We start from the raw sequence: 19,728 nt of genomic DNA, 5'->3' as shown, positions 1-19,728 counted from the left end.
CCTCTTCAAAGGTCCAGCACAAGCCGCGGAGACCTTGCGCGGGAGACACAGGTCATCATCCTGCTTCCGCTGCGCTTCTCGCTGTCGTTGAGATAGACGTCCTGGTGATCGGGCTCACCCTCGATGACCGTCACCATGCATGTGCCGCATGCGCCCTGCTCACAGGAGGACGGCATGTCGATGCCATGTTCGCGCACGACCTCCAGGATGGAGCGGCCCGCCGGCACCTGCAGGGTAAGCGCTGATCGAGCAAGGGCGATCTCGAAGCTGCTGCTGTCGTCGATCTCTTTCGTGTTCTTGAAATACTCGAAATGAACGGCCTCGTCCGGCCAGCCGCTTTCTGCCGCGATGCTGCGGGCCGCCTGCAGCATCGGCCCCGGCCCGCAGAGATAGAGATGCATGCCGGAGGCGTAGCCGCCACACAGTGTCTCGATCTGTCTGGCGGTGGCCTCGGCGCTCAGGCCGATATGTGGCCTGACGGCACTGCCCAATTCCCCAAGGCGGTCGCGAAAGGCCATCTCGCTCTCGTCGCGGACAAAATAGTGCAGTTCGTAGTCGAGCCCCTGATTTTGCAAGGTCTGCGCCATGGACAAGAGCGGCGTGATGCCGATGCCGCCCGCAATCAGCAGGGTCTTGGTGGCGTCGCGGCGCAGCGGAAAGTTGTTGCGCGGCTCTGAAATCGCTAGCACGTCCCCCGTCCTGACGGTGTCGTGCAGGCAGGACGAACCGCCCTGCGAGTCAGGTTCCCGCTTGACGCCGATGGTCAAGGTCGCCCCTTCTCCGGACCCGTTCACCACCGAATATTGCCGCACGGCGCCGTTGGGCAAATGGATATCGATGTGGGCTCCTGGCTGGAATGTCGGCAAAAGGCCCTCGAGCGGGCGAAGCTCGAATCCGGCTATGCTACGCGCGGCCTCCCATTTCCGCTCGACGCTTACCCTGAAGCCGGCGCGGCGACCGTGATTCGAAATGGCTGGCATCTCGGCCAACTCGGTCGGCAGGGGCTCGATTGCAGGCTCGAAAGCGGCCGGGGCAGGTTCCTGTGCTGCCACCCGCTCGATCTCCGCCCGCAGCTCGGTCAGACGCTGGTTCAGGTCCCGCAGGACAGAAAGCCGCGCCGGCGCCGGCTCGGGCGCACGGTCGAGAACCCCGCGAACGACGCAACGATGGGCGTCTACGGGCTGCACGAAGAACGCGGCGAGCGTCTCAGCGCCCGCTGCGCGCGCGCAAAGGACCACCACGCTGTCGTCCGCCGATTCCACCGCGGTTTCGAAGCTCTCGCCGTCGGCACCGCAGGGCGGAAAGGCCAGATCGCGCAGGCTTGCGAGGACCCGTTGCGGCGATGCGTTCACCGGTATCGGCCTTAGGGCCAGCCGTCCGGGCCGTTCGAGCCAGTCGAACGAGGCGACATCGCCGCCCGGCTCCTCCGCGGTCCAGACAAGGCCGTAGCGTTCGACGACCGGGAAGGTGCGGTTGGTGATCGTTCGTGCCGGAGCATCAGCCGGATGCGCCGGAATATAGGTACAGCCCGCCGTACGGTTCGCATAGCGCCAGCCGTGATACTGGCATTTGAGTTCACGGCCGTCATTGATGCCGATCGACAGGCGCACGCCCCGATGGAGGCAGCGGTTCTCCCAGACGTTGACGTAGCCGTCGTCGGCACGCCAGACGGCAAATTCGCGCCCGAAGAGCTGCGCCTGAAATACGTGCCGGAACGGCAGATCGTCGGACGAGGCGATTGGATGCCATCTGGTTCTGTCGACTTGCAGCATGATTGTCTCCGAATTGCATGTCACGCTGCGGCGGGAATCACGCCGTAGGTGATCCCCTTACGGCTCAGCCAGCGTCGGTAGGCGATCGCCGATTTGTCGGAGCGGATCGGCGTTTCGGCGCGCGGGTCGAGCGGCAGCTTCTTTGGATACTGGTTTTCCAGGATCGGCTTGTCCTGACCGAAGATCGTCTGCTGAAACCGCTTTATCGCGCTTTCCTGGCTCGTCTCGTCGATCCTGCACGTCAGGAAGTGGGCGCGGATGCTCTCCTGATTGACCGGCTGGACCAGCAGCGCGACGATATCGAGCCGCGACGGATCGGCGGCGCTCGACTTGTAGAGCACCGCGCAATAGGGATGCGGCACACGGTAGGAATATTCGACGTCTCCTCCGCCGGTCGCATGCGCCGACGCCTTTGGCTGAAAGACCAGGCAGCGCGTCGCGCGTATCTCGTCGCGTTCGGTTGCCACCTCGACGTCGTACTCCTTCACCTCCGTATGCGGCTCGGCGCCGAGAATCCCGGAATGGACGAACGGCAGGTGACCGAGGTCGAGGAAGTTCTCGACCGCACGCGGCGCCGATACGTTCACCCCGATCGTCGCGGCATTGAATTTGCGCCTGTCGATTTCGTCGTATTCGGGGATAGCGAACAATGCGGCGGGGTCCCGGCCCAGCGTGGTCCAGAGGTAGCCATAGGCGGCCTTCGCCGGCAGCGGCCGACCGCCACCATCTTCTGAACCGGACTCGAGCCAGACACTGGCGACACCGTCCTGCGCCTTGCCGTAGCCTATTCGCTCCTCGAGCAGGACCGTCCGCGACCGCATACCGGTCGGGAGTTCCGCCAATGAAGCGATCGGATGCCACAGGTCGAGTATGACCGGATCGGCGCATTTCCTTCCGTGCATTGCCTCCTCCCGTGACATCTCCCAGCCTGCCGGCGGCCAATGCCGGCCTTTCGCAGGCAGTGGGAAATCCTAGACCGGCGGCCTACGCACGGCCATGACGGCCGATGGCCAATTCTTGTCTTGAATTAAGATCGGAACCTACTGGGAGGCTGGGATCACGCCGTAGGTGACACCCTTCTGGCTGAGCCAGCGACGATAGGCGATCGCCGACTTGTCCGCACGGATCGGCGTTTCGGCGCGCGGATCGAGTGGCAATCGCTTGGGATGCTGGTTCTCCAGGATCGGTTTGTCCTGCCCGAAGATGGTCTGGTGAAACCGCTTGATCATCCTGTCTTCATTCACGTCGTCGAGAACGCATGACATGAAGTGGACGCGCACCTGCTCCTGGCTCACGGCCTGCATGAAGATGGCGACGACGTCCATACGCGTTTCGTCGACCGGGTTCCATTTATAGAGCACCGAGCAGTACGGGTGCGGCACTCTGAAGATGTAGTCGACATCCTGCCCGGAAGTCGACGCACTGGAGGCGCGGGGTTGAAATACCTTGCATCGCGTCGCCAGGACTTCGTCCCGCTCCGCCGAAATCTCGACATCATACTCGCGGACTTCGGTGTGCGGTTCTTCACCCAGAATCCCGGGATGCACATATGGCAAATGGCCGAGATCAAGGAAGTTCTCGACCGCGCGCGGAGCCGAGACATTGACGCCGAAAGTCGCCGAGTTGAAGCGGCGCCGATCGGCTTCGTCGTATTCGGGCAGGGGGAAAAGGTCCACGGGATCCCCCAGACTTGCCCAGAGGTAGCCGTAGGCGGACTTGGCGGGCAACCGGTCGGAGACGTCGGGCGCGGCAACGACAGATCCGTGCGAATGCGCGGCCGGGGACAGCCAGACCGCAAATCCGCCTTCTTCGTCCGCGGTATAGCAAACCCGCTCGCCGAGCAGTCGCGTCTCCTGAACCCTGCCCTTCGCAAGGTCGGCAACGGCACTGATCGGATGCCAGAGGTTCAGGATGATGGGATCGGTGCACTTTGCGTCTTGCATCGTTTTGTCTCCCGCAATTACACGACCGGAGGTGTAACAAGACGATAGCCGCCAGCGCCGGAGCCGGCCATGACGAGCAACTGCCAAAACTTATCCTCAGTTAAGGTCGCCGCCGATTTCCCGGCCTTATGTCGAGGGCCTGAACGGTCGCGCAAGTGAAGCAGGGTAGTGTTGCAGCAGCAAACGCCGGTTCTGGGAAATCACGACCAGAACCGCGATCGTTGCCAGATAGGGCAATGCCGACAACAGCTCGGACGGAACCCTCACACCGTGCGCCTGGGCCTGCAATTGCATGACGGTAAGTCCACCAAACAGCCACGCTCCCAGAAGCACGCGGGTCGGACGCCAGGTGGCGAACACCACCAGGGCGAGCGCGATCCAGCCCTTGCCCGCCGTCATGTCCTCCACCCACAAGGGCGTGTAGGCGAGCGAGAGATAAGCGCCGCCAAGACCTGCCATGAGGCCGCCGAAGAGCACGGCGAGATAGCGTATTCGAATGACGGGATACCCGATCGCGTGGGCGTTTTCCGGCGATTCGCCCGTGGTCCGCAGAACCAGCCCGCCCTTGGTGCGGTACAGAAACCAGGTGATCAGGACGAACGCCGCCAGGGCCAGGTAGACCAGCGGGTCGTATTGAAACAGCAGCGAACCGACGACCGGCAGGTCCGACACGAATGGCAGGTCGATCGGCTTCAGCGCCTGGATCTGAACGCTGCCGAACCGGTCACCGAAGAATGCCGACACACCGGAGCCGAAGATCGCCAACGCCAACCCCGCCGCACACTGATTGGTGAGAAAAGTGAGCGTGAGAACGCCGAACAGCAGCGAGGCCGCCGCGCCCGCCAGGGCACCCACGACGATCGCGATCGGTGCCGGAAACCCCGCAACGGCCGCCCAGAATGCGAACACGGCGCCGAATAGCATCATGCCCTCGATGCCGAGGTTGAGGACGCCGGACTTCTCCACCACGAGTTCGCCGAGGGCGGCGAAGATCAGCGGCGTCGCAGCAATGACTGTACCTGTGAAGACGGCAATGAAGAGTTCCACGCCCGCCTCCTCAGCTTTCCTGACTCGCGGGATGCGCGAGCGGTTCGGTCGGCTCCTTGGCCGCCGCTCCGACAGCCCGAATCCGGTAGAAGACGAAGAAGTCCGCCGCGAGCAGGAAGAAGAGCAGCATGCCCTGGAAGATGCGCGTCAGCGCCGCAGGCAGGCCGAGGCTGATCTGGACCGCTTCCCCGCCGAGAAACAGCAGCGACATCAACAAGCCCGCCAGCACGATGCCGATAGCGCTAAGTCTGCCGATAAAGGCCACGATAATCGCAGCGAAGCCATAACCGGGCGATATCTGCGGCGACAACTGGCCGAGAGGCCCAGCCGCTTCCATCATCCCGGCAAGACCGGCTGCCGTTCCGCCGGCAAGCAGCCCGATCCATACGGCCGAGGATTCCCTGAAGCCGGCATAGCGCGCCGCGAGCGGCGCAGCGCCGCTGACCGACATCTTGTATCCGGGAAAGCTCCGTTCCGTGAATACCCACATCACGACCACCGCGACCGCGGTGACGAAGATCGAGACGTTCAGACGGTAGGCGTTATCGAAAAGCGGCCACATCGCGTCATACGGCAAAAGCGCCGTCTGCGGAAAATTGAAGCCGGCCGGGTCGCGCCACGGCCCTCGCACGAGCCATGACAACAGCAGGCTCGCAACATAGGTGAGCATCAGCGTCACAAGTATCTCGTTGGTGTTGAGCCTGGCCCGAAGGAATGCCGGTATCGTGGCCCAGGCCATGCCGGCGAGTGCTCCTCCGACCACCATCAGCGGCAAAAGCAGCGGACTTTCCGGATCCGGATAATAAAGCCCGATGCCGCTCGCCGCGAGCGCGCCCAATATCAGTTGCCCTTCAGCGCCGATGTTCCACACATTGGCTCGAAATCCGACCGCCAATCCGCACGCTATGAGGATCAGCGGCGACGCCTTCAGCAGCCATTCGGACAGGCCGTTGACTGAATTGAGCGGTGTGACGAAAAACTCGCGGAACGTGGCGAGCGGATCGTAGCCGAGGGCGACAAACAGGACCGTTCCCGCCACGAGCGTGAGTGCAATGGCTATCAGCGGCGCGCCGAAACGCATAGCCGAGGACGGTTCGGGCCTGTGCTCGAAGGTGATGTGCAAGCTAGGCGGCCTCCTGCCCGTCTGGCACCAGGTCGGGCCTCGTCATCAGCAACCCCACCTGCTCGCGATCGACGTCGCCAGGCCGCAGCGACCTCGACAGCCGTCCCTGACACATGACCAGCAGCCGGTCGCATATCTCGAAAAGCTCATCGAGTTCTTCCGAGATGACGAGGACGGCGGCGCCACCACGGCTCAAATTGATAAGCGTCTGACGAATGAACGCCGCGGCTCCGACATCCACTCCCCAGGTCGGCTGGGATACGAGCAAAACCTTCGGCTCCAGCGCCAGTTCGCGTCCGACGATGTATTTCTGCAGGTTGCCGCCCGAGAGGCTCTGTGCGCTCGATCGGGGACCGCGGGTTCGCACGTCGAACCGCTCTATGATGGCGCGCGAGAACGCCTCGGCCTCCGTCCGGTTGACCATTCTCGACCAGACAAGCCCAAGCCGGTGGGCTGTAAGGAGGGCGTTTTCCCAGAGGCTTTGTGTCGGCACGGCACCGCGGCCGAGGCGCTCCTCGGGGATGAAAGCAAGCCCCATTTCCCTGCGTCTTGAAACCCCGAGATGACCGACCTGGCGGTCCTCGATCTGGATCGCCTCCGGATCGCTCGCCAGGCGCTCCCCGCTTAGGAGGCTCGCGAGTTCGGCCTGCCCGTTGCCCGATACGCCGGCGACGCCGACGATCTCGCCCCCATGTACTGCGAAGGAGATATCCTCGAGTCGGGTGCCGTGGATGTCGGCTGGTTCGGCCGACAGCCGCTGGACCTGGAGTCGCGGTCGCGGCGTGGGATGGGGCGACGCGATCCTGATTTCGGGCAGTGCGGAGCCCACCATCATCCTCGCCAACTCGGCCGCCGTCGCATCGCGTGGCCGTGCGGTTCCCGAAACCCGGCCGTTTCGCAGCACCGTGGCCGTGTCGCAAAGCTCCTGCACCTCGTCGAGCTTGTGGCTGATGTAGAGGATGCTGCAGTCTTCCGCCGACAACTGCCGCAGCGTCTCGAACAGCCGTGCAACCGCCTGGGGCGTCAGCACGGACGTCGGTTCATCGAGGATCAGCAGCTTGGGCGTGCGCAACAGGCAGCGCACGATTTCCACACGCTGGCGTTCGCCGACCGAAAGGTCGTGAACGCGCCGGTGGGGATCGATCGGCATCGCATAGCGCTGCGACAGGTCCGACACGCGCTCGGCCAGCGCGGCCAGGTCGAATCCGCCTCCATATGAAAGCGCAATGTTTTCGACCACCGTGACCGACTCGAACAAGGCGAAGTGCTGGTAGACCATCTCGATTCCCAACGAACGAGCGGTCGCCGGCTCGTGGCGTGGCACCAGCTTGCCGTCAAAGAACATCGTCCCGGCATCGGCCTGAGACGCGCCGTAGATGATCTTCATCAGTGTCGACTTGCCGGCACCGTTCTCACCGAGGACGGCGTGGATCTCGCCGGGCGCTATCGCCATCGAGATGTCGTCATTGGCCGCGAATCCGGCAAACCGCTTGGTGATGTTTCTCAATTCGAGGCGAGGGGTCATTCCGTTTTCGTCACTAGCATGTCGCGTGTCGTCGGTCGTGAGATTGCGCGACACACGGTCCGGTGTCGCGCAATCACGCCGGCGGCGCCGGTCAACCCATGGTGCCGATCATGCCCTCGACCAGCCAATCCATGCCCCGGATCTCCTCATCGGAAAGAACCGCACCGGATTCGACCTTCACCTGGCCGTTCTGGTCCTTGATCTCCCCCGTGAAGGGATTGAGGTCACCTGAGGCGATGCGCTGTTCGATCGCCTTCAACTCGTCCCGCACGGAAGCAGGGATCACCTCGGAATAAGGCGACATCTTGATGACGCCTTCTGCGATGCCGCCCCAGCGATATTTCGCCTCCCATGTACCGTTCGCCACGTCGGTCGTTGCGCCGATGTAGTAGCTCGACCAGTCGAAGGTGCACGCCGTCAGGTGATGTTCCGGCGCGAACTGGCTGTGATCGCTGCCGAATGCCACCACATAGGCCCCCTTGTCGGCCGACGCCTGCGCGGTAACGCCGGTGTCCGTCATCGCGCCGATCACATCGCAGCCTTGCGACAGCAGGGCCCGCGCGGCTTCCTTTTCCTTGCCGGGGTCGTACCAGGTGTTGAGAAAGATCACGTTGCAGGTAATCTCGGGGTCGACGCTTCGAGCCCCCTGCAGGAAGGCGTTGACGGGGCTCAGGATGGCCGGCACCGGGAAGCTGAGCACCCAGCCGAGCTTCTTCGACTTCGTCATATGTGCCGCGGCGACACCCGAAACGTAGTTGCCTTCATGATACTTCGCGTCAAACACGCCGATGTTCTTGCCGGTGGTGATCCCGGCGCAATGTTCGAACGCGATGTCTGGAAAGCGCGGCGCAACCTTGTGCATTGGTGCGCCGAGGGAAAAACTCGTGCCGATGATCAGCTGGTTGCCCTCCGAGGCGAGTTGGCGGAAAACCCGCTCCGCGTCCTGAGGATTGAAGATGCTGTCGAGCACGGTGAGGGAAACGGCGTCGCCCTTCTCCGCCTTCAGCGCCTTCGTTGCCAGCTCGTGCTGCTTGCTCCAGCCGACTTCATTCGCCGGCGATGAATTCACGATCGCGATCTTCATCGCTTCCTGAGCACGCGCGCTGCTTGCGAAACCACCAGCCAGGACCAGCGCGCCCGTTGCTCCGCCATACCCGAGGATATCCCTGCGAGTCATTTTCATGATTGTTCTCCCATTCAGAGCCGACTCTCGACGCGACAGGCCATCTTGTTCTTGTTGGCGTTTCTGCGCGCTACGATAGCCCTGAAAGCCACGATCCGCGTGGCGTCCAGAGTTACCCGACGCTGGCGATTGTGCTGCAAGGGAACAAGCACCGGAATGCCGCCACCGCTCCAAAAAATATCTTGAATGAAGATTTGGCACGGCCGTAAGGTGCCATCAGGCGAGGCGCTGGAAACGCCCGAATGGACTACGGAAGGCCGGTGTCAGACATTGCAGATACCTCACAGGGCTTCGCGTTTGGTGAAGCTCTTTATCCGCTGGGCGGCGTCTACGGTCCCCTGACCGGCCGCTATCTTTGCATCCTGCTCGTGCATGAAGGCCAGGTCACGATCACCAGCGATGACACCCGCGCCATGCTCGACGAGGGTCAGTGCGGCATCTTCTACAATGAGCATATCTACCTCGCGGAATTCGAGATCAAGCGTCGGGTACGCGTGAGTTGGTGCGAGGCAACGCCGGGCAACCTACCGGAAGCGGTCGCAATGCGCGTGAGGGGCGGCAGCGCCGGCATCGACATCTCCGAACGCCTCGACACGCTCATACGGATTGGCGTCGATCTCGGCTCGGCTTTCGGCGCCAATATCAACGCCTTCAGAAACGCGCTCGGAGAGGCCGTTTTCCACGCCTTCTTCCATGACGCACGCATGTGGGAACAGGCGCTGCAGATGCCGCGACCGGTGCAGACGGCGAAGCAGCACATCGACGACTACTTCGCGGACGACCTTACCGTCGCAGGCCTCGCGTCCAAGGCCGGCGTCACGCCGCAGCACCTGATCTCCCTGTTCGGAAAGCACCTGGGGGTGACGCCTATCCGCTATCTTTGGCAGAAGCGCGCGGATCGGAGCCAGTTTCTGCTCCTCAACACGGGGTTGACGATCGCCGAGATCGCTTATCAATGCGGCTACAAGAATCCCTTCCACTTCTCGCGCCAAATCAAGCAGCGCTACGGCGTCTCTCCGAAGGAAATCCGCGCGAGAGGCGGCTATCGCACGCCGGCGGAACTGCGTGAGCTGTCGAAATTCACGGGCAGAAAGAGCGGTCTGACGGTGAAGGGCCGCAGCGAACTGCACGGCCAGGTCCAGGGGCCTAAGGGGGGCGACGCGCAACGGCGCAAGGACCCGTGATCGTGTCGCCGTGCATCAACGAGCCGACAACAAACGTTCGGCCATGAGCATCGATCGGGCTACCTCGCATCCCGCGCCGAATGTCCGCCAATAGCATTGGGCACCTCGGAACCAGCCATCCGCTCACGGCCCCGAATCGCCGCGTGTGAATGATCCGCAGGAGTCTTTCCCTACGGGCTATTCGCGCCTCATGCCAGTGGTTGGGTGCCTTTCATCACTGCTGTTGGAGCGGATGCCGCTTGAACGATCTGCCGCCAAAGCAGACGTGCACACGGTCCGATCTTCATCCCCTATATGGCGGTCTTTCCGAACTCGCGCGCCAGGCCGATGAACGCTCGGAAAGCGGCAGACGGGTTCTTGCGACCCGGATAGTAGAGGCAGAGTGGAACGGTCGGAGGCGTCCAGTCCTGGAGAACGCGTTCGAGCCGCCTTGCGGCGATGTCTTCACGGACGTCCGCTTCCATGAAGAAGCCGACACCGACCCCTTCGAGAACGGCGATCCGAGACAGCGACGCCTCGTCGAGGGTAATCGGTCCGTCGACGTCGATCTGTACCGGATTGCCATCCTTCTCGAAGTGCCAGCGATAGGGGGCGCCGTTCGGCAGACGGATCCGGATACACTGGTGTGCGAAGAGATCCGGGGGAACCCGCGGCCTGCCATGTGCGTCGAAGTAGGACGGGGTGGCGACGACTGCGAAGCTGCGCGGAACGCCGAGTGAAACTGCGATCATGTCGCTCGGTACAAGATCTGCGGTGCGGAGGCCCAGGTCGAACCCTTCCGCGACGATGTCGACGATACGGCCCTCCGTGACCAGATCGACGTGGACCTCCGGATAACGTCGCAGGAAGGCGAGCACCAGCGGCGCAAGGATCTCGCGGGCGCCTGTGGCAAAGGCGTTGATGCGTAGCGTTCCCGACGGCGTATCCTGCTGCGCCCGAACCACCGCCATCGCCTCCTGGATCTCATGAACGGCCGGTCCTACTTGACCCACGAAGGTCCGCCCGGCATCCGTGAGCGAGACGCTGCGCGTGGTGCGGTTGAACAGACGCACACCGAGCTCTCGCTCAACCTTGGCGATCAGGTTGCTCAGCGCCGTCGTCGAGAGGCCGAGTTCGAGTGCAGCCGCGCGGAAGGAACCCCGTGCCGCAATGGCGAGCACCGCTTCGAGTTCGATCAGGCCTTGTCTCGACATTGTCCCGCTTTTCGCAATGCGACGTTCACCTTTGTCCCAATTATCGTGACGGAGGTCTAGCCTTATGTTGCAGCCATCGACGCCGGATCTGGCGCCCGACAATGCCAGCAACGGAGATGAACGGATGGACATTCAGCTACCCGGGCCGATTGCGGCCTATTTCGAAGCAGACCGAAGCCGGTCCGTCGACGCCGTGGCCGCGTGCTTCCGCGACGATGCCGTCGTGACGGACGAACGCAGGACACACGCCGGACGGGAGGCGATCCGCCGCTGGAAGACCGAAGCGTCCACGGCCTACACCTATGCAGTCGAGCCCATCGCACTTTCGGAGGACGAAGGCCGCACGGTCGTGACGGGTCGGGTGGCGGGCAATTTCCCGGGCAGCCCGATCGATCTCCGCTACGTCTTCCGTCTGGACGGCGACCGGATCGCATCGTTGGAGATCGTCCCATGATCCCGTTCATCACTCTCGAAGGCAAACGCGCGCTCGTCACGTCCGGAACGCGCGGGGCGGGCGCCGCGACGGTGCGGCTGCTTCGCGAACTCGGTGCCGAGGTGCTGACCAGCGCGCGCAGCCGGCCGGCCAGGCTCGATAATAGCGTCCTCTTCGTCGCCGCCGACCTGACATCGGCCGAAGGCTGCGAGACGCTCGCGGCGGCGGTAGAGGATCGCTGGGGCGGCGTGGACATCATCGTCCACATGCTGGGCGGTTCGTCGGCTCCGGCCGGAGGATTCGCGGCGCTCGGCGACGGTGAATGGCGGCGGGAGCTCGATCTCAACCTGATGCCCGCCGTGCGGCTCGATCGCGCACTGGTGCCCGGCATGGTCGCGAACGGCGGTGGGGTGATCGTTCACGTCACCTCGATCCAGCACACCATGCCGCTGCCGGAGGCAACGATGGCCTATGCGGCGGCGAAGGCGGCGCTTTCCACCTACAGCAAGGCGCTGTCGAAAGAGGTGTCGCCGAAGGGCATTCGGGTTGTCCGCGTCTCGCCCGGATGGATCGAAACGGAAGCCGCGGTGCACCTTGCCGAACGCATGGGCGCAGAAGTTGGGGCCGATGCCGAAGAGGGCAAGCGCCGGATCATGGCTTCGCTCGGCGGAATCCCGATCGGCCGCCCGTCGAGCCCTGCAGAAGTCGCCAGTCTGATCGCGTTCCTCACCTCTGATCACGCTGCCAGTATCACGGGGACGGAGTTCGTGATCGACGGTGGCTCGATCCCGACCGCCTAGTTACTTCGAGGCCGGGCGGGCGGCTGCGGCTCAGCCGGGCACGCTCCAGTCGCCGGAACGCGCATAGATGGCGTCGCGGAGCCTGCGTAGGTCCGAGGCGATGGCATTCAGATGCCCGGGCTCCTGCCCCGACGTCGAAATCAGGGCTTCGGCAAGGCAGCCCGCGCGGGAACGCAGGTCGCGCCCGGCATCGGTCAGGGCAACGACCACCTGGCGCTCGTTCTCGGGATTGCGGGCGCGACGCACGAGGCCGGCCGTTTCGAGACGCTTGAGCAAGGGAGTCAAGGTGCTCGATTCCAGCGCCAGGCCGTCAGCGATCCGGCCGACGGTCTGGGAGTCCTCGCGCCACAGAACGTTGAGCACAAGATACTGGGGGTAGGTCAGTCCCAGTTCGTCGAGGAGCGGCTTGTAGACGCGCTGAACGGCCATTCCGGCCGAGTAGATGGCGTAGCAGAGCTGCTCGTCGAGCGGCAGCGGCGGGTTGGGCTTGGGCATCGGGGCCTCCTTCGGTTCGCCCATAGCGCATCTGATCGCAAAAAGGAATATCGCGATAATAATTATGCTGGACAAGCCTCATCGCTGCCGCTATAGAAAAGATATCACGATAAACATTATCGCAAAATAGAAAGGAGCTCAGAATGTCTACCTCCACCCGCATTGTCGCGGCAACTGCCGCGGCCGTCGCATTCGCCACCGCCTCCGCCCAAGCTGTCGACCGGATCCCGGACGCGCAGCAGACCCGCAACGTCGTCCTGGTCCATGGTGCCTTTGCGGACGGCTCCGGATGGCGCGGCGTCTACGACCGCCTTACCTCCCGCGGCTATAAGGTCACGATCGTGCAGAACCCGCTGACGTCGCTCGAAGACGACGTCGCGGCGACCAAGCGGGCGCTCGATCGTCAGGACGGGCCGGCCGTCCTGGTGGGCCATAGCTGGGGCGGAACGGTGATCACCGAGGCGGGTGTCCATCCGCAGGTCCGGAGCCTTGTCTACGTTTCCGCGCTGGCCCCGGATGCAGGCGAGACCACGGCGCAGCAGTATGACGGGTTCACCACCCCGCCCGAGTTCGTTCTTGGCATCGGCGAGGACGGCTTCGCCTTCATCAAGCCGGAAGCGTTTTCCGCAGGATTCGCCGCCGACGCCAGTGCGGCCGATGCGGCCTTCATGCGGGATTCGCAGGTGCCCATCGCCATGTCCTCCTTCGCCACGACGCTGACCAATGCCGCATGGCGTACCAAGCCGAGCTGGGCGGTGATCGCGACCGACGACAAGGCCTTCGACCAGAAGATGCTGCACAGCATGGCCGAGAAGATCGGCGCGAGGGTCACCGAAGTCGCCGCCAGCCACGCCGTGTTCATGACGCAGCCGAACGTCGTCGCGGACGTCATCGACGAGGCGGCGCGCGGCGCCGACCAGGCCACGCGCTGATGCAAGGGCCGCCGCTCCGGCGGGTGATGGATCTGATCCGTCGCGAGCGTGCCCGATCGATCAGCCCCCGGCCCGACCGCTCGTCGGTCGAGCCGCGGGACTGCAAAGCGAAGAACGAGATCGTCAGGAACGAGACCATGCTTGCCACCACACAGTTCGAAGCCGTTGCCGAGCACAGCCCTGTCGATGCGCGCCAGATCGATCTCCTCATCGCCTGGCTGACCGACGGGGCGCGTTCCGCCACGAGCACGCAGTCCTTCGTCGAGGAGCTGTGCCGCCGGATGGTCGCCGCCGCCATCCCGCTCGACCGTTTCGGTCTCTTCATCCATACGCTGCATCCCAATGTGGCTGCCCGCCGGTTCCTGTGGACCGGTGCTGCGGGCGTCACGATGCAAGAGGGGCCGATCGGTCTCTTCTCACAGGACCAGCATCTGAAGAACCCGCTTCCCCTGGTCACCTCGCGCCAGACGTCGGTCCGTCGCATGTTGACCAGCCCGGCCGCCCTGGACGAATTCGCTATTCTGGGCGAACTGCGCGATGAGGGTTTCACTGATTATCTCGCACAGCCGCTGATCTTCACGACCGGTGAGACGCATGCGGCAACCTTCTCGACCAAGCACCCGGCCGGTTTCACTGGAGAGCAGCTCACCGCACTGGAGCGTGTGCGCCAGCCGCTTGCGCGGATCGTGGAAGCCCATCTGCTCAGAACGAACGCCGCCTGCATCATCTCGACCTATGCCGGACGCGGCAGCGGGGGACAGATATTGCAAGGCCGGGTGCACCGCGGCGACGGCGAGGAGATCGCTGCAGCGATCCTCTTCGCCGACCTGATCGGCTTCACCGATCTGTCGAACAACCTGTCCGGCCAGCAGATGGTGGAGACGCTCAACGATGCCTTCGACGTCGTGGTGCCGCTGGTGGCGGCGAATGGCGGAGAAGTCCTCAAGTTCCTTGGCGACGGCTTCTTCGCCATCTTTCCCTACGACCAGGAGCGCCGGATCGACGAGGCCGTGCGGTCGGCTCGCCAGACCATCCTGGAAGGAGAAGAGAGGCTCGCCGAAGCGCCGGTCGGCAAGAAGGTCGCCTTCCGCTGGGCGTTGCATGCCGGGCGCTTCCACTACGGCAATATCGGCGGCGCCGGCCGGCTGGACTTCACCGCCATCGGCAGGCCGGTCAACTATGCGGCGCGGCTGCTGGCGGCGGCATCCGACCTGTCCCTCAAGCATGTCGCGTCCGCCGCGGTCGCGGAATACCTGTGCACGGCGCCGCAGATGACGGCCGAGGTGGACTTCAAGGGGTTTGAAGGCCGGCAGAAGATCTACTCCTGCTGAACCGCGAGCGCGGTCGCCGCACGACCGCTGTCTGCATCAGGTGACATCATCCTGTGCGACATGATCCGAAAGGCAAGCCGATGACCCTCGACATGACCAGACGAACGGTGATCAGGACCGCAGCCGCGGCCGCGACACTGTTCATGACACGACGCATGACTTCCGCTCAGAACCAAGGAGACATGAGCATGGCTACGATCAAGACCTCGGACGGCACGACCATCTTCTACAAGGACTGGGGTTCGAAGGAAGCGCAGCCCGTCGTGTTCCACCATGGCTGGCCGCTTTCGGGCGACGACTGGGACAACCAGATGCTGTTCTTCCTCACACAGGGTTATCGCGTCATTGCCCATGACCGGCGCGGCCATGGCCGGTCGGACCAGACCGACACCGGCAACGACATGGACACCTATGCGGCCGATGTCGCCGAACTCGCCGGGGCGCTCGATCTGAGGAACGCCATCCACATCGGCCATTCCACTGGTGGCGGCGAGGTCGTCCGCTATGTCGCACGCGCCGAGGCCGCGCGCGTCGCCAAGGCCGTGCTGATTGGCGCGGTGCCGCCGCTGATGCTGAGGACCGAGGCCAACCCCGACGGCATCCCGATCGAAGTGTTCGACGGCTTTCGCACCGCCCTCGTGGCGAACCGGGCCCAATTCTTCCGCGACGTCCCGTCCGTTCCCTTCTACGGCTTCAACCGGGAGGGCGCCAAGGTCAGCCAGGGCCTGATCGACAACTGGTGGCGTCAGGGCATGATGGGCGGCGCCAAGGCGCAGTACGACTGCATCAAGGCTTTCTCGGAAACCGACTTCACCGAGGACCTGAAGGCGATCACCGTTCCCGTCCTGGTGATCCACGGCGAGGACGACCAGATCGTGCCGATCGCCAAGTCGGCCCACAAGGCGATCAAGCTGCTGCAGGAGGGAACGCTGAAGACCTATCCCGGCCTGTCGCACGGGTTGTTCGCGACGCACCCGGAGGTGATCAATCCCGACCTTTTGGCCTTCGCCCGGGCCTGATCGACGTCCGGCGAGAAGTTGTGGGGGCGGAGACATCCTATGCGGAGGCAGCCAAGAAAATACGGAACCTGATTGCGCGGGTGACAGTCATCCCACGAAACAAAGGCTTCAAGCTGTAACTGCAAGGGAGGCTGGCACTGCTGCTGAACGCGCCGACGGTCTATCCGAACATGCGGATCGCAGCGTCGGGGGGAACGGTGGTAGCGGAGGAGGGACTCGAACCCCCGACACAAGGATTATGATTCCTCTGCTCTAACCGGCTGAGCTACTCCGCCCCGTGGCGCTGTGCGCCGGCACGGGCCCGCAACGTTGCGGATCCGAGGGTTGCGCGGATATAGAGGCGGCGCGGCAAAGCTGTCAAGCGGCCTCGCGGCATCAGCCAATGTGTCCCACGCTGGCGTGCCTCCAGGCGTGCGAGGCAGGCAGGAATGACCCGCTTCTTGGTCGCGGACCTCGACCAGGCCAGTCCTCGCCGCGCGACGTGACCGCTCCGGCGCATGCGGTTGCGGCGTACGGGTGGGGGTTGAGTTCGCGCCATGCCATGGATATGTCAATCCAGACTTTTCAGGCTTGCGACGTATGGCGCCAAAGATTGCAGTACTCGGATGCGGTTACTGGGGGAGCAACCACATCCGGACCCTCAAGAAGCTCGGCGCGCTTCATGCGGTTTCGGACTCGAACAGCGCCCGCGCCGAGGGGTTCGCCACCGAGCAGGAGTGCCTGGCGATCGCGCCCGCTGAATTGAGCCGGCGCGACGATATCGACGCCGTGGTTTTGGCCCTGCCGCCGCAGCATCATGCCCAATGCGCGATCGAACTGGTCGAGGCAGGCAAGGATGTTCTGGTCGAAAAGCCCATCGCGCTTACCGTGGCCGATGCCGAGCGCGCCGTCGGGGCGGCGGAGCGTTGTGGGCGCATCTTCATGGTCGGCCATGTGCTGCGGTTCCATCCCGCCTTCGAAAAGCTGAAATCGCTTATCGATTCCGGCGAACTCGGCGAGGTGCGCTACATTCATTCGCACAGGCTCGGGCTCGGAAAGTTCCATACCGAGAACGACGCGCTCTGGGATCTGGCGCCGCACGACCTGTCCATGATCCTTGCGATCACAGGGACAGCGCCGCTTGAAGTTCGCGGCGAGGGTGCGGCGATCCTCGACAATCTCAGCGACTTCGCCCATCTGCATATGCGCTTCCCGGGCGGTGTGCGTGGCCATCTGTTCACCTCGCGGCTCAATCCCTACCGTGAAAGGCGCCTGACGGTCGTCGGCACCAAGGCCATGGCTGTCTTCGATGACGTCGAGCCTTGGGAGCGCAAGCTTGCCGTCTACCGCCATGCGGTGTGGCAGGATTCGGGGCAGTGGGCGTTCACGGCCAACGAACCCTCCTATGTCGAGGTCGTGCAGGGTATGCCGCTGACCCGCGAGCTCGAGCATTTCCTCGACTGCGTGACCACGCGGGATGCGCCGCGCACCACCGGCGAGGAGGCGATCACGGTGCTGCGCATCCTCACCGCTGGCACAGTGCTCCACGACTGAAGTACCGCAATAGAGGCGGTTCGCTGGGTTCCAGCGTAAGCTACCCGTGTGCAGGCTCGGTGCGCAGGCGCGCCAGCATCGCCTCGGCATCGGCGGCCCTTAGCGAGCGTTCGATGAAGCCGCCGCCCAATACGCGCGCGCCGGGACCCGCATCCGCGTAAAGCACGCAAGCCTGGCCAGGCGCGACGCCGGTCTCGCCGTCGAGCAGTTCGACCGCTGCGCCGCCATTGCGCCAACGCAGAACCGCCGGTCCCGGCGAACGTGTCGAGCGAACGCGGGCGAAGACCTCGAGGCCTTCCGCCGGCAGTGCCGCGAGCGGTCCATCGCCCAGCCAGTTGAAGTCACGCAGCGCGACCTCACGCGTTTCCAGCGCCTCGCGCGGGCCGACGATCACGCGTGCCGCCTTCGCGTCCAGCTCCACGACGTAGAGAGGCTCGCCGGCAGCGATCCCGATGCCGCGGCGCTGGCCGATGGTGAAATTGACGATGCCTTCGTGGCGGCCGAGCCTGCGGCCGTCGAGATGCACGATATCTCCCGGAGTGGCGGCCTCCGGCTTCAGCCGGGCGATGATGTCGGAATAGCGGCCCTGCGGAACGAAGCAGATATCTTGGCTGTCCTGCTTGGCCGCGACGGCGAGGCCCATGTTCTCGGCCAGCACGCGCACCTCCTGTTTTGGCAGGGAGCCAAGCGGAAAGCGCAGATAGTCGACCTGGTCCTGGGTCGTTGCGAACAGGAAGTAACTCTGGTCGCGATCGCCGTCGACCGGGCGGAAAAGTGCCCGGTGCGCACCGTTAACGTGCGAGCGGATATAATGGCCGGTGGCGAGGGCATCGGCGCCAAGATCACGCGCAGTCGCCAGGAGGTCGGCGAACTTGACCGTCTGGTTGCAGGCGACACAGGGGATCGGCGTCTCGCCGGATACATAGCTCGCCGCAAAAGGATCGATCACCGCCTCGCGGAAGCGCTTTTCGTAATTCAGCACATAATGCGGAATGCCCAACGTCTCGGCCACGCGCCTGGCGTCCTCGATGTCGCGGCCCGCGCAGCAGGAGCCGGCACGGTGCGTCGCCTCGCCGTGGTCGTAAAGCTGCAGGGTGATGCCGATCACCTCGTAGCCGTCGCGCTTCAGGAGGCCGGCGACCACGGATGAATCGACGCCGCCGGACATCGCCACGACGACGCGCGTTTCTTCCGGCCGGCCGGGGAGATCGAGGCTGTTCATCAGGGTCGCTCGGCTTGTCACGGGTCCGGGGCTAGATGCCAACGCCCTCAACATAGGTCAAGCGGAATGGCTTCGCCAGTTCGGGGAGGCAAGGGCGCACGCCAAAAAGACGGCATTTTAGCAAGTCCCGTTTCGCAACAATCCGGTAACCAACCCTTAGGCCTTTTTTAAAGCTGTTGGACTAGTCTGATCGAGACTGGTGTTTGAGTGTGAGTAGTTCAGAGAGTGCAATGACCGATCTGGTTAGACCCCGCGTAAAGTACGTTATAGGGCCAGACGGCAGCCCCCTCACCATTGCCGACCTGCCGCCGACGAATACCAGGCGTTGGGTGATCCGCCGCAAGGCAGAGGTCGTGGCAGCGGTTCGCGGCGGGCTCCTCAGTCTCGACGAGGCGTGCCAGCGCTACAAGCTGACCGTTGAAGAGTTCCTGTCCTGGCAGGCCTCTATAGACGAATACGGCCTGGCCGGCCTGCGTACGACGCGCATCCAGCAATACCGCCACTGAGCCTGCCGCTAACCGCCTCGCCGACGCAATAGCGCCGAGACGGCAGCCGTCAGAACCACCGAAGCCGCGAAAAACAACAAGCCCGGCTTGGTGAGAGCGCTGGCCAGGCCGCTGGTTTTCGCCGCGAAGACGACCAGGGCTACCAGCACCACATCCAGCATCGACCATTTCGACAACGATCCGACCCAGGCGGGCACCGCGCGGCGTGCTGAGGCGCCGGCATAGGCGGCGATGTGCATGAGGCCGAGCTTCAGCGCCGGGAACGCCAGCGAAAACAGGCCCACGATGAGCGCGAGGAAGACGTCGCCGGTCTCCCATAGGCCTGAGACGATGCCGAGCAACGAGGGCTCGTCGGCAAAGACGAACAGCCGCTCGACGCGAATGAGCGGCAGGATTGCGCCGAGTGTGAAACTGATCGTCGCAATGAAAAGCAGGGACGGGACAAGAAAGCGCATGTCCCGGCCTATAAAACAGTCAGCGCCGCGGC

Annotated in this window: 19 protein-coding genes and 1 tRNA gene; 8 read left to right on the top strand and 12 right to left on the bottom strand. The window is 63.9% G+C overall.

Going from position 1 to position 19,728, the window contains the following annotated elements; all coding sequences use genetic code 11:
* Window positions 1–5 precede the first annotated feature (5 nt).
* The 7 genes from FQ775_RS13440 to FQ775_RS13410 all read right to left on the bottom strand — a co-directional run bounded on the left by FQ775_RS13440 (window position 6) and on the right by FQ775_RS13410 (window position 8,767).
* Entirely contained in the window at window positions 6–1,772 is a 1,767-nt protein-coding gene (locus FQ775_RS13440; RefSeq protein ID WP_146299300.1) for a Rieske 2Fe-2S domain-containing protein, read from the bottom strand.
* A 20-nt stretch (window positions 1,773–1,792) separates the two neighbouring features.
* Complete coding sequence (locus tag FQ775_RS13435) at window positions 1,793–2,674, bottom strand: aromatic ring-hydroxylating oxygenase subunit alpha (RefSeq protein WP_146299299.1); 882 nt, start codon at window positions 2,672–2,674, stop codon at window positions 1,793–1,795.
* Between the two features lie 138 nt (window positions 2,675–2,812).
* Complete coding sequence (locus FQ775_RS13430; protein WP_146301908.1) at window positions 2,813–3,715, bottom strand: aromatic ring-hydroxylating oxygenase subunit alpha; 903 nt, start codon at window positions 3,713–3,715, stop codon at window positions 2,813–2,815.
* Between the two features lie 126 nt (window positions 3,716–3,841).
* On the bottom strand, window positions 3,842–4,762 hold the full coding sequence (locus FQ775_RS13425; RefSeq protein WP_146299298.1) for an ABC transporter permease: 921 nt from the start codon (window positions 4,760–4,762) through the stop codon (window positions 3,842–3,844).
* A gap of 10 nt (window positions 4,763–4,772) precedes the next feature.
* The gene (locus tag FQ775_RS13420) at window positions 4,773–5,843 is read right to left on the bottom strand and encodes an ABC transporter permease (RefSeq protein ID WP_146301907.1); all 1,071 of its coding nucleotides are present in this window, start codon (window positions 5,841–5,843) and stop codon (window positions 4,773–4,775) included.
* A 43-nt stretch (window positions 5,844–5,886) separates the two neighbouring features.
* Window positions 5,887–7,410 carry an ABC transporter ATP-binding protein gene (locus tag FQ775_RS13415; RefSeq protein WP_146299297.1) on the bottom strand — a complete coding sequence of 508 codons (1,524 nt, stop codon included), beginning with the start codon at window positions 7,408–7,410 and terminating at the stop codon, window positions 5,887–5,889.
* Window positions 7,411–7,501: 91 nt separating this feature from the next.
* Window positions 7,502–8,767, bottom strand: coding sequence for a BMP family ABC transporter substrate-binding protein (locus tag FQ775_RS13410; protein ID WP_349291479.1), 1,266 nt, complete (start codon window positions 8,765–8,767; stop codon window positions 7,502–7,504).
* Between the two features lie 68 nt (window positions 8,768–8,835).
* On the opposite strand from FQ775_RS13410, the gene FQ775_RS13405 reads away from it, so the two are divergent.
* A complete protein-coding gene (locus FQ775_RS13405) occupies window positions 8,836–9,777 on the top strand; it encodes a helix-turn-helix domain-containing protein (RefSeq protein ID WP_146299296.1) in 942 nt (313 codons plus the stop codon).
* Between the two features lie 290 nt (window positions 9,778–10,067).
* Here the strand turns inward: FQ775_RS13405 and FQ775_RS13400 are convergent, their stop codons facing one another.
* Window positions 10,068–10,970: a LysR family transcriptional regulator gene (locus FQ775_RS13400; protein ID WP_146299295.1), complete on the bottom strand. Its 903-nt coding sequence runs from the start codon at window positions 10,968–10,970 to the stop codon at window positions 10,068–10,070.
* A 64-nt stretch (window positions 10,971–11,034) separates the two neighbouring features.
* On the opposite strand from FQ775_RS13400, the gene FQ775_RS13395 reads away from it, so the two are divergent.
* The gene (locus FQ775_RS13395; RefSeq protein ID WP_246730118.1) at window positions 11,035–11,424 is read left to right on the top strand and encodes a nuclear transport factor 2 family protein; all 390 of its coding nucleotides are present in this window, start codon (window positions 11,035–11,037) and stop codon (window positions 11,422–11,424) included.
* Window positions 11,421–12,203, top strand: coding sequence for an SDR family oxidoreductase (locus tag FQ775_RS13390; RefSeq protein ID WP_146299294.1), 783 nt, complete (start codon window positions 11,421–11,423; stop codon window positions 12,201–12,203). The genes FQ775_RS13395 and FQ775_RS13390 overlap by 4 nt, the downstream gene beginning before the upstream one ends.
* Window positions 12,204–12,233: 30 nt before the next feature.
* Here the strand turns inward: FQ775_RS13390 and FQ775_RS13385 are convergent, their stop codons facing one another.
* Complete coding sequence (locus tag FQ775_RS13385) at window positions 12,234–12,698, bottom strand: MarR family winged helix-turn-helix transcriptional regulator (protein WP_146299293.1); 465 nt, start codon at window positions 12,696–12,698, stop codon at window positions 12,234–12,236.
* A gap of 143 nt (window positions 12,699–12,841) precedes the next feature.
* Between FQ775_RS13385 and FQ775_RS13380 the strand changes: the two genes are divergently transcribed.
* The 3 genes from FQ775_RS13380 (at window position 12,842) to FQ775_RS13370 (ending at window position 15,980) form a co-directional block, all read left to right on the top strand.
* A complete protein-coding gene (locus tag FQ775_RS13380) occupies window positions 12,842–13,630 on the top strand; it encodes an alpha/beta fold hydrolase (protein ID WP_146299292.1) in 789 nt (262 codons plus the stop codon).
* Window positions 13,631–13,656: 26 nt separating this feature from the next.
* Entirely contained in the window at window positions 13,657–14,961 is a 1,305-nt protein-coding gene (locus tag FQ775_RS13375) for an adenylate/guanylate cyclase domain-containing protein (RefSeq protein WP_167812972.1), read from the top strand.
* A 188-nt stretch (window positions 14,962–15,149) separates the two neighbouring features.
* Complete coding sequence (locus FQ775_RS13370) at window positions 15,150–15,980, top strand: alpha/beta fold hydrolase (RefSeq protein WP_167812970.1); 831 nt, start codon at window positions 15,150–15,152, stop codon at window positions 15,978–15,980.
* Window positions 15,981–16,178: 198 nt separating this feature from the next.
* On the opposite strand, the gene FQ775_RS13365 is transcribed toward FQ775_RS13370, so the two are convergent.
* A tRNA-Met gene (locus FQ775_RS13365) sits at window positions 16,179–16,255 on the bottom strand.
* Window positions 16,256–16,559: 304 nt separating this feature from the next.
* On the opposite strand from FQ775_RS13365, the gene FQ775_RS13360 reads away from it, so the two are divergent.
* Window positions 16,560–17,513, top strand: coding sequence for a Gfo/Idh/MocA family protein (locus FQ775_RS13360; protein WP_146299289.1), 954 nt, complete (start codon window positions 16,560–16,562; stop codon window positions 17,511–17,513).
* Between the two features lie 40 nt (window positions 17,514–17,553).
* Here FQ775_RS13360 and mnmA read toward each other — a convergent pair whose 3' ends face one another.
* On the bottom strand, window positions 17,554–18,735 hold the full coding sequence (gene mnmA / locus FQ775_RS13355) for a tRNA 2-thiouridine(34) synthase MnmA (protein WP_146299288.1): 1,182 nt from the start codon (window positions 18,733–18,735) through the stop codon (window positions 17,554–17,556).
* Between the two features lie 230 nt (window positions 18,736–18,965).
* Here mnmA and sciP point away from each other — a divergent pair, with 230 nt between their 5' ends.
* Window positions 18,966–19,241, top strand: a complete 276-nt coding sequence (gene sciP, locus FQ775_RS13350; RefSeq protein WP_146299287.1) for a CtrA inhibitor SciP — start codon at window positions 18,966–18,968, stop codon at window positions 19,239–19,241.
* 8 nt (window positions 19,242–19,249) lie between these two features.
* On the opposite strand, the gene FQ775_RS13345 is transcribed toward sciP, so the two are convergent.
* Entirely contained in the window at window positions 19,250–19,696 is a 447-nt protein-coding gene (locus FQ775_RS13345) for a paraquat-inducible protein A (RefSeq protein WP_146299286.1), read from the bottom strand.
* Between the last annotated feature and the right edge of the window lie 32 nt (window positions 19,697–19,728).

The organism is Nitratireductor mangrovi, from assembly GCF_007922615.2.
Taxonomy (GTDB): domain Bacteria; phylum Pseudomonadota; class Alphaproteobacteria; order Rhizobiales; family Rhizobiaceae; genus Mangrovimarina; species Mangrovimarina mangrovi.
This window is presented reverse-complemented; position numbering and strand designations above follow the sequence as displayed.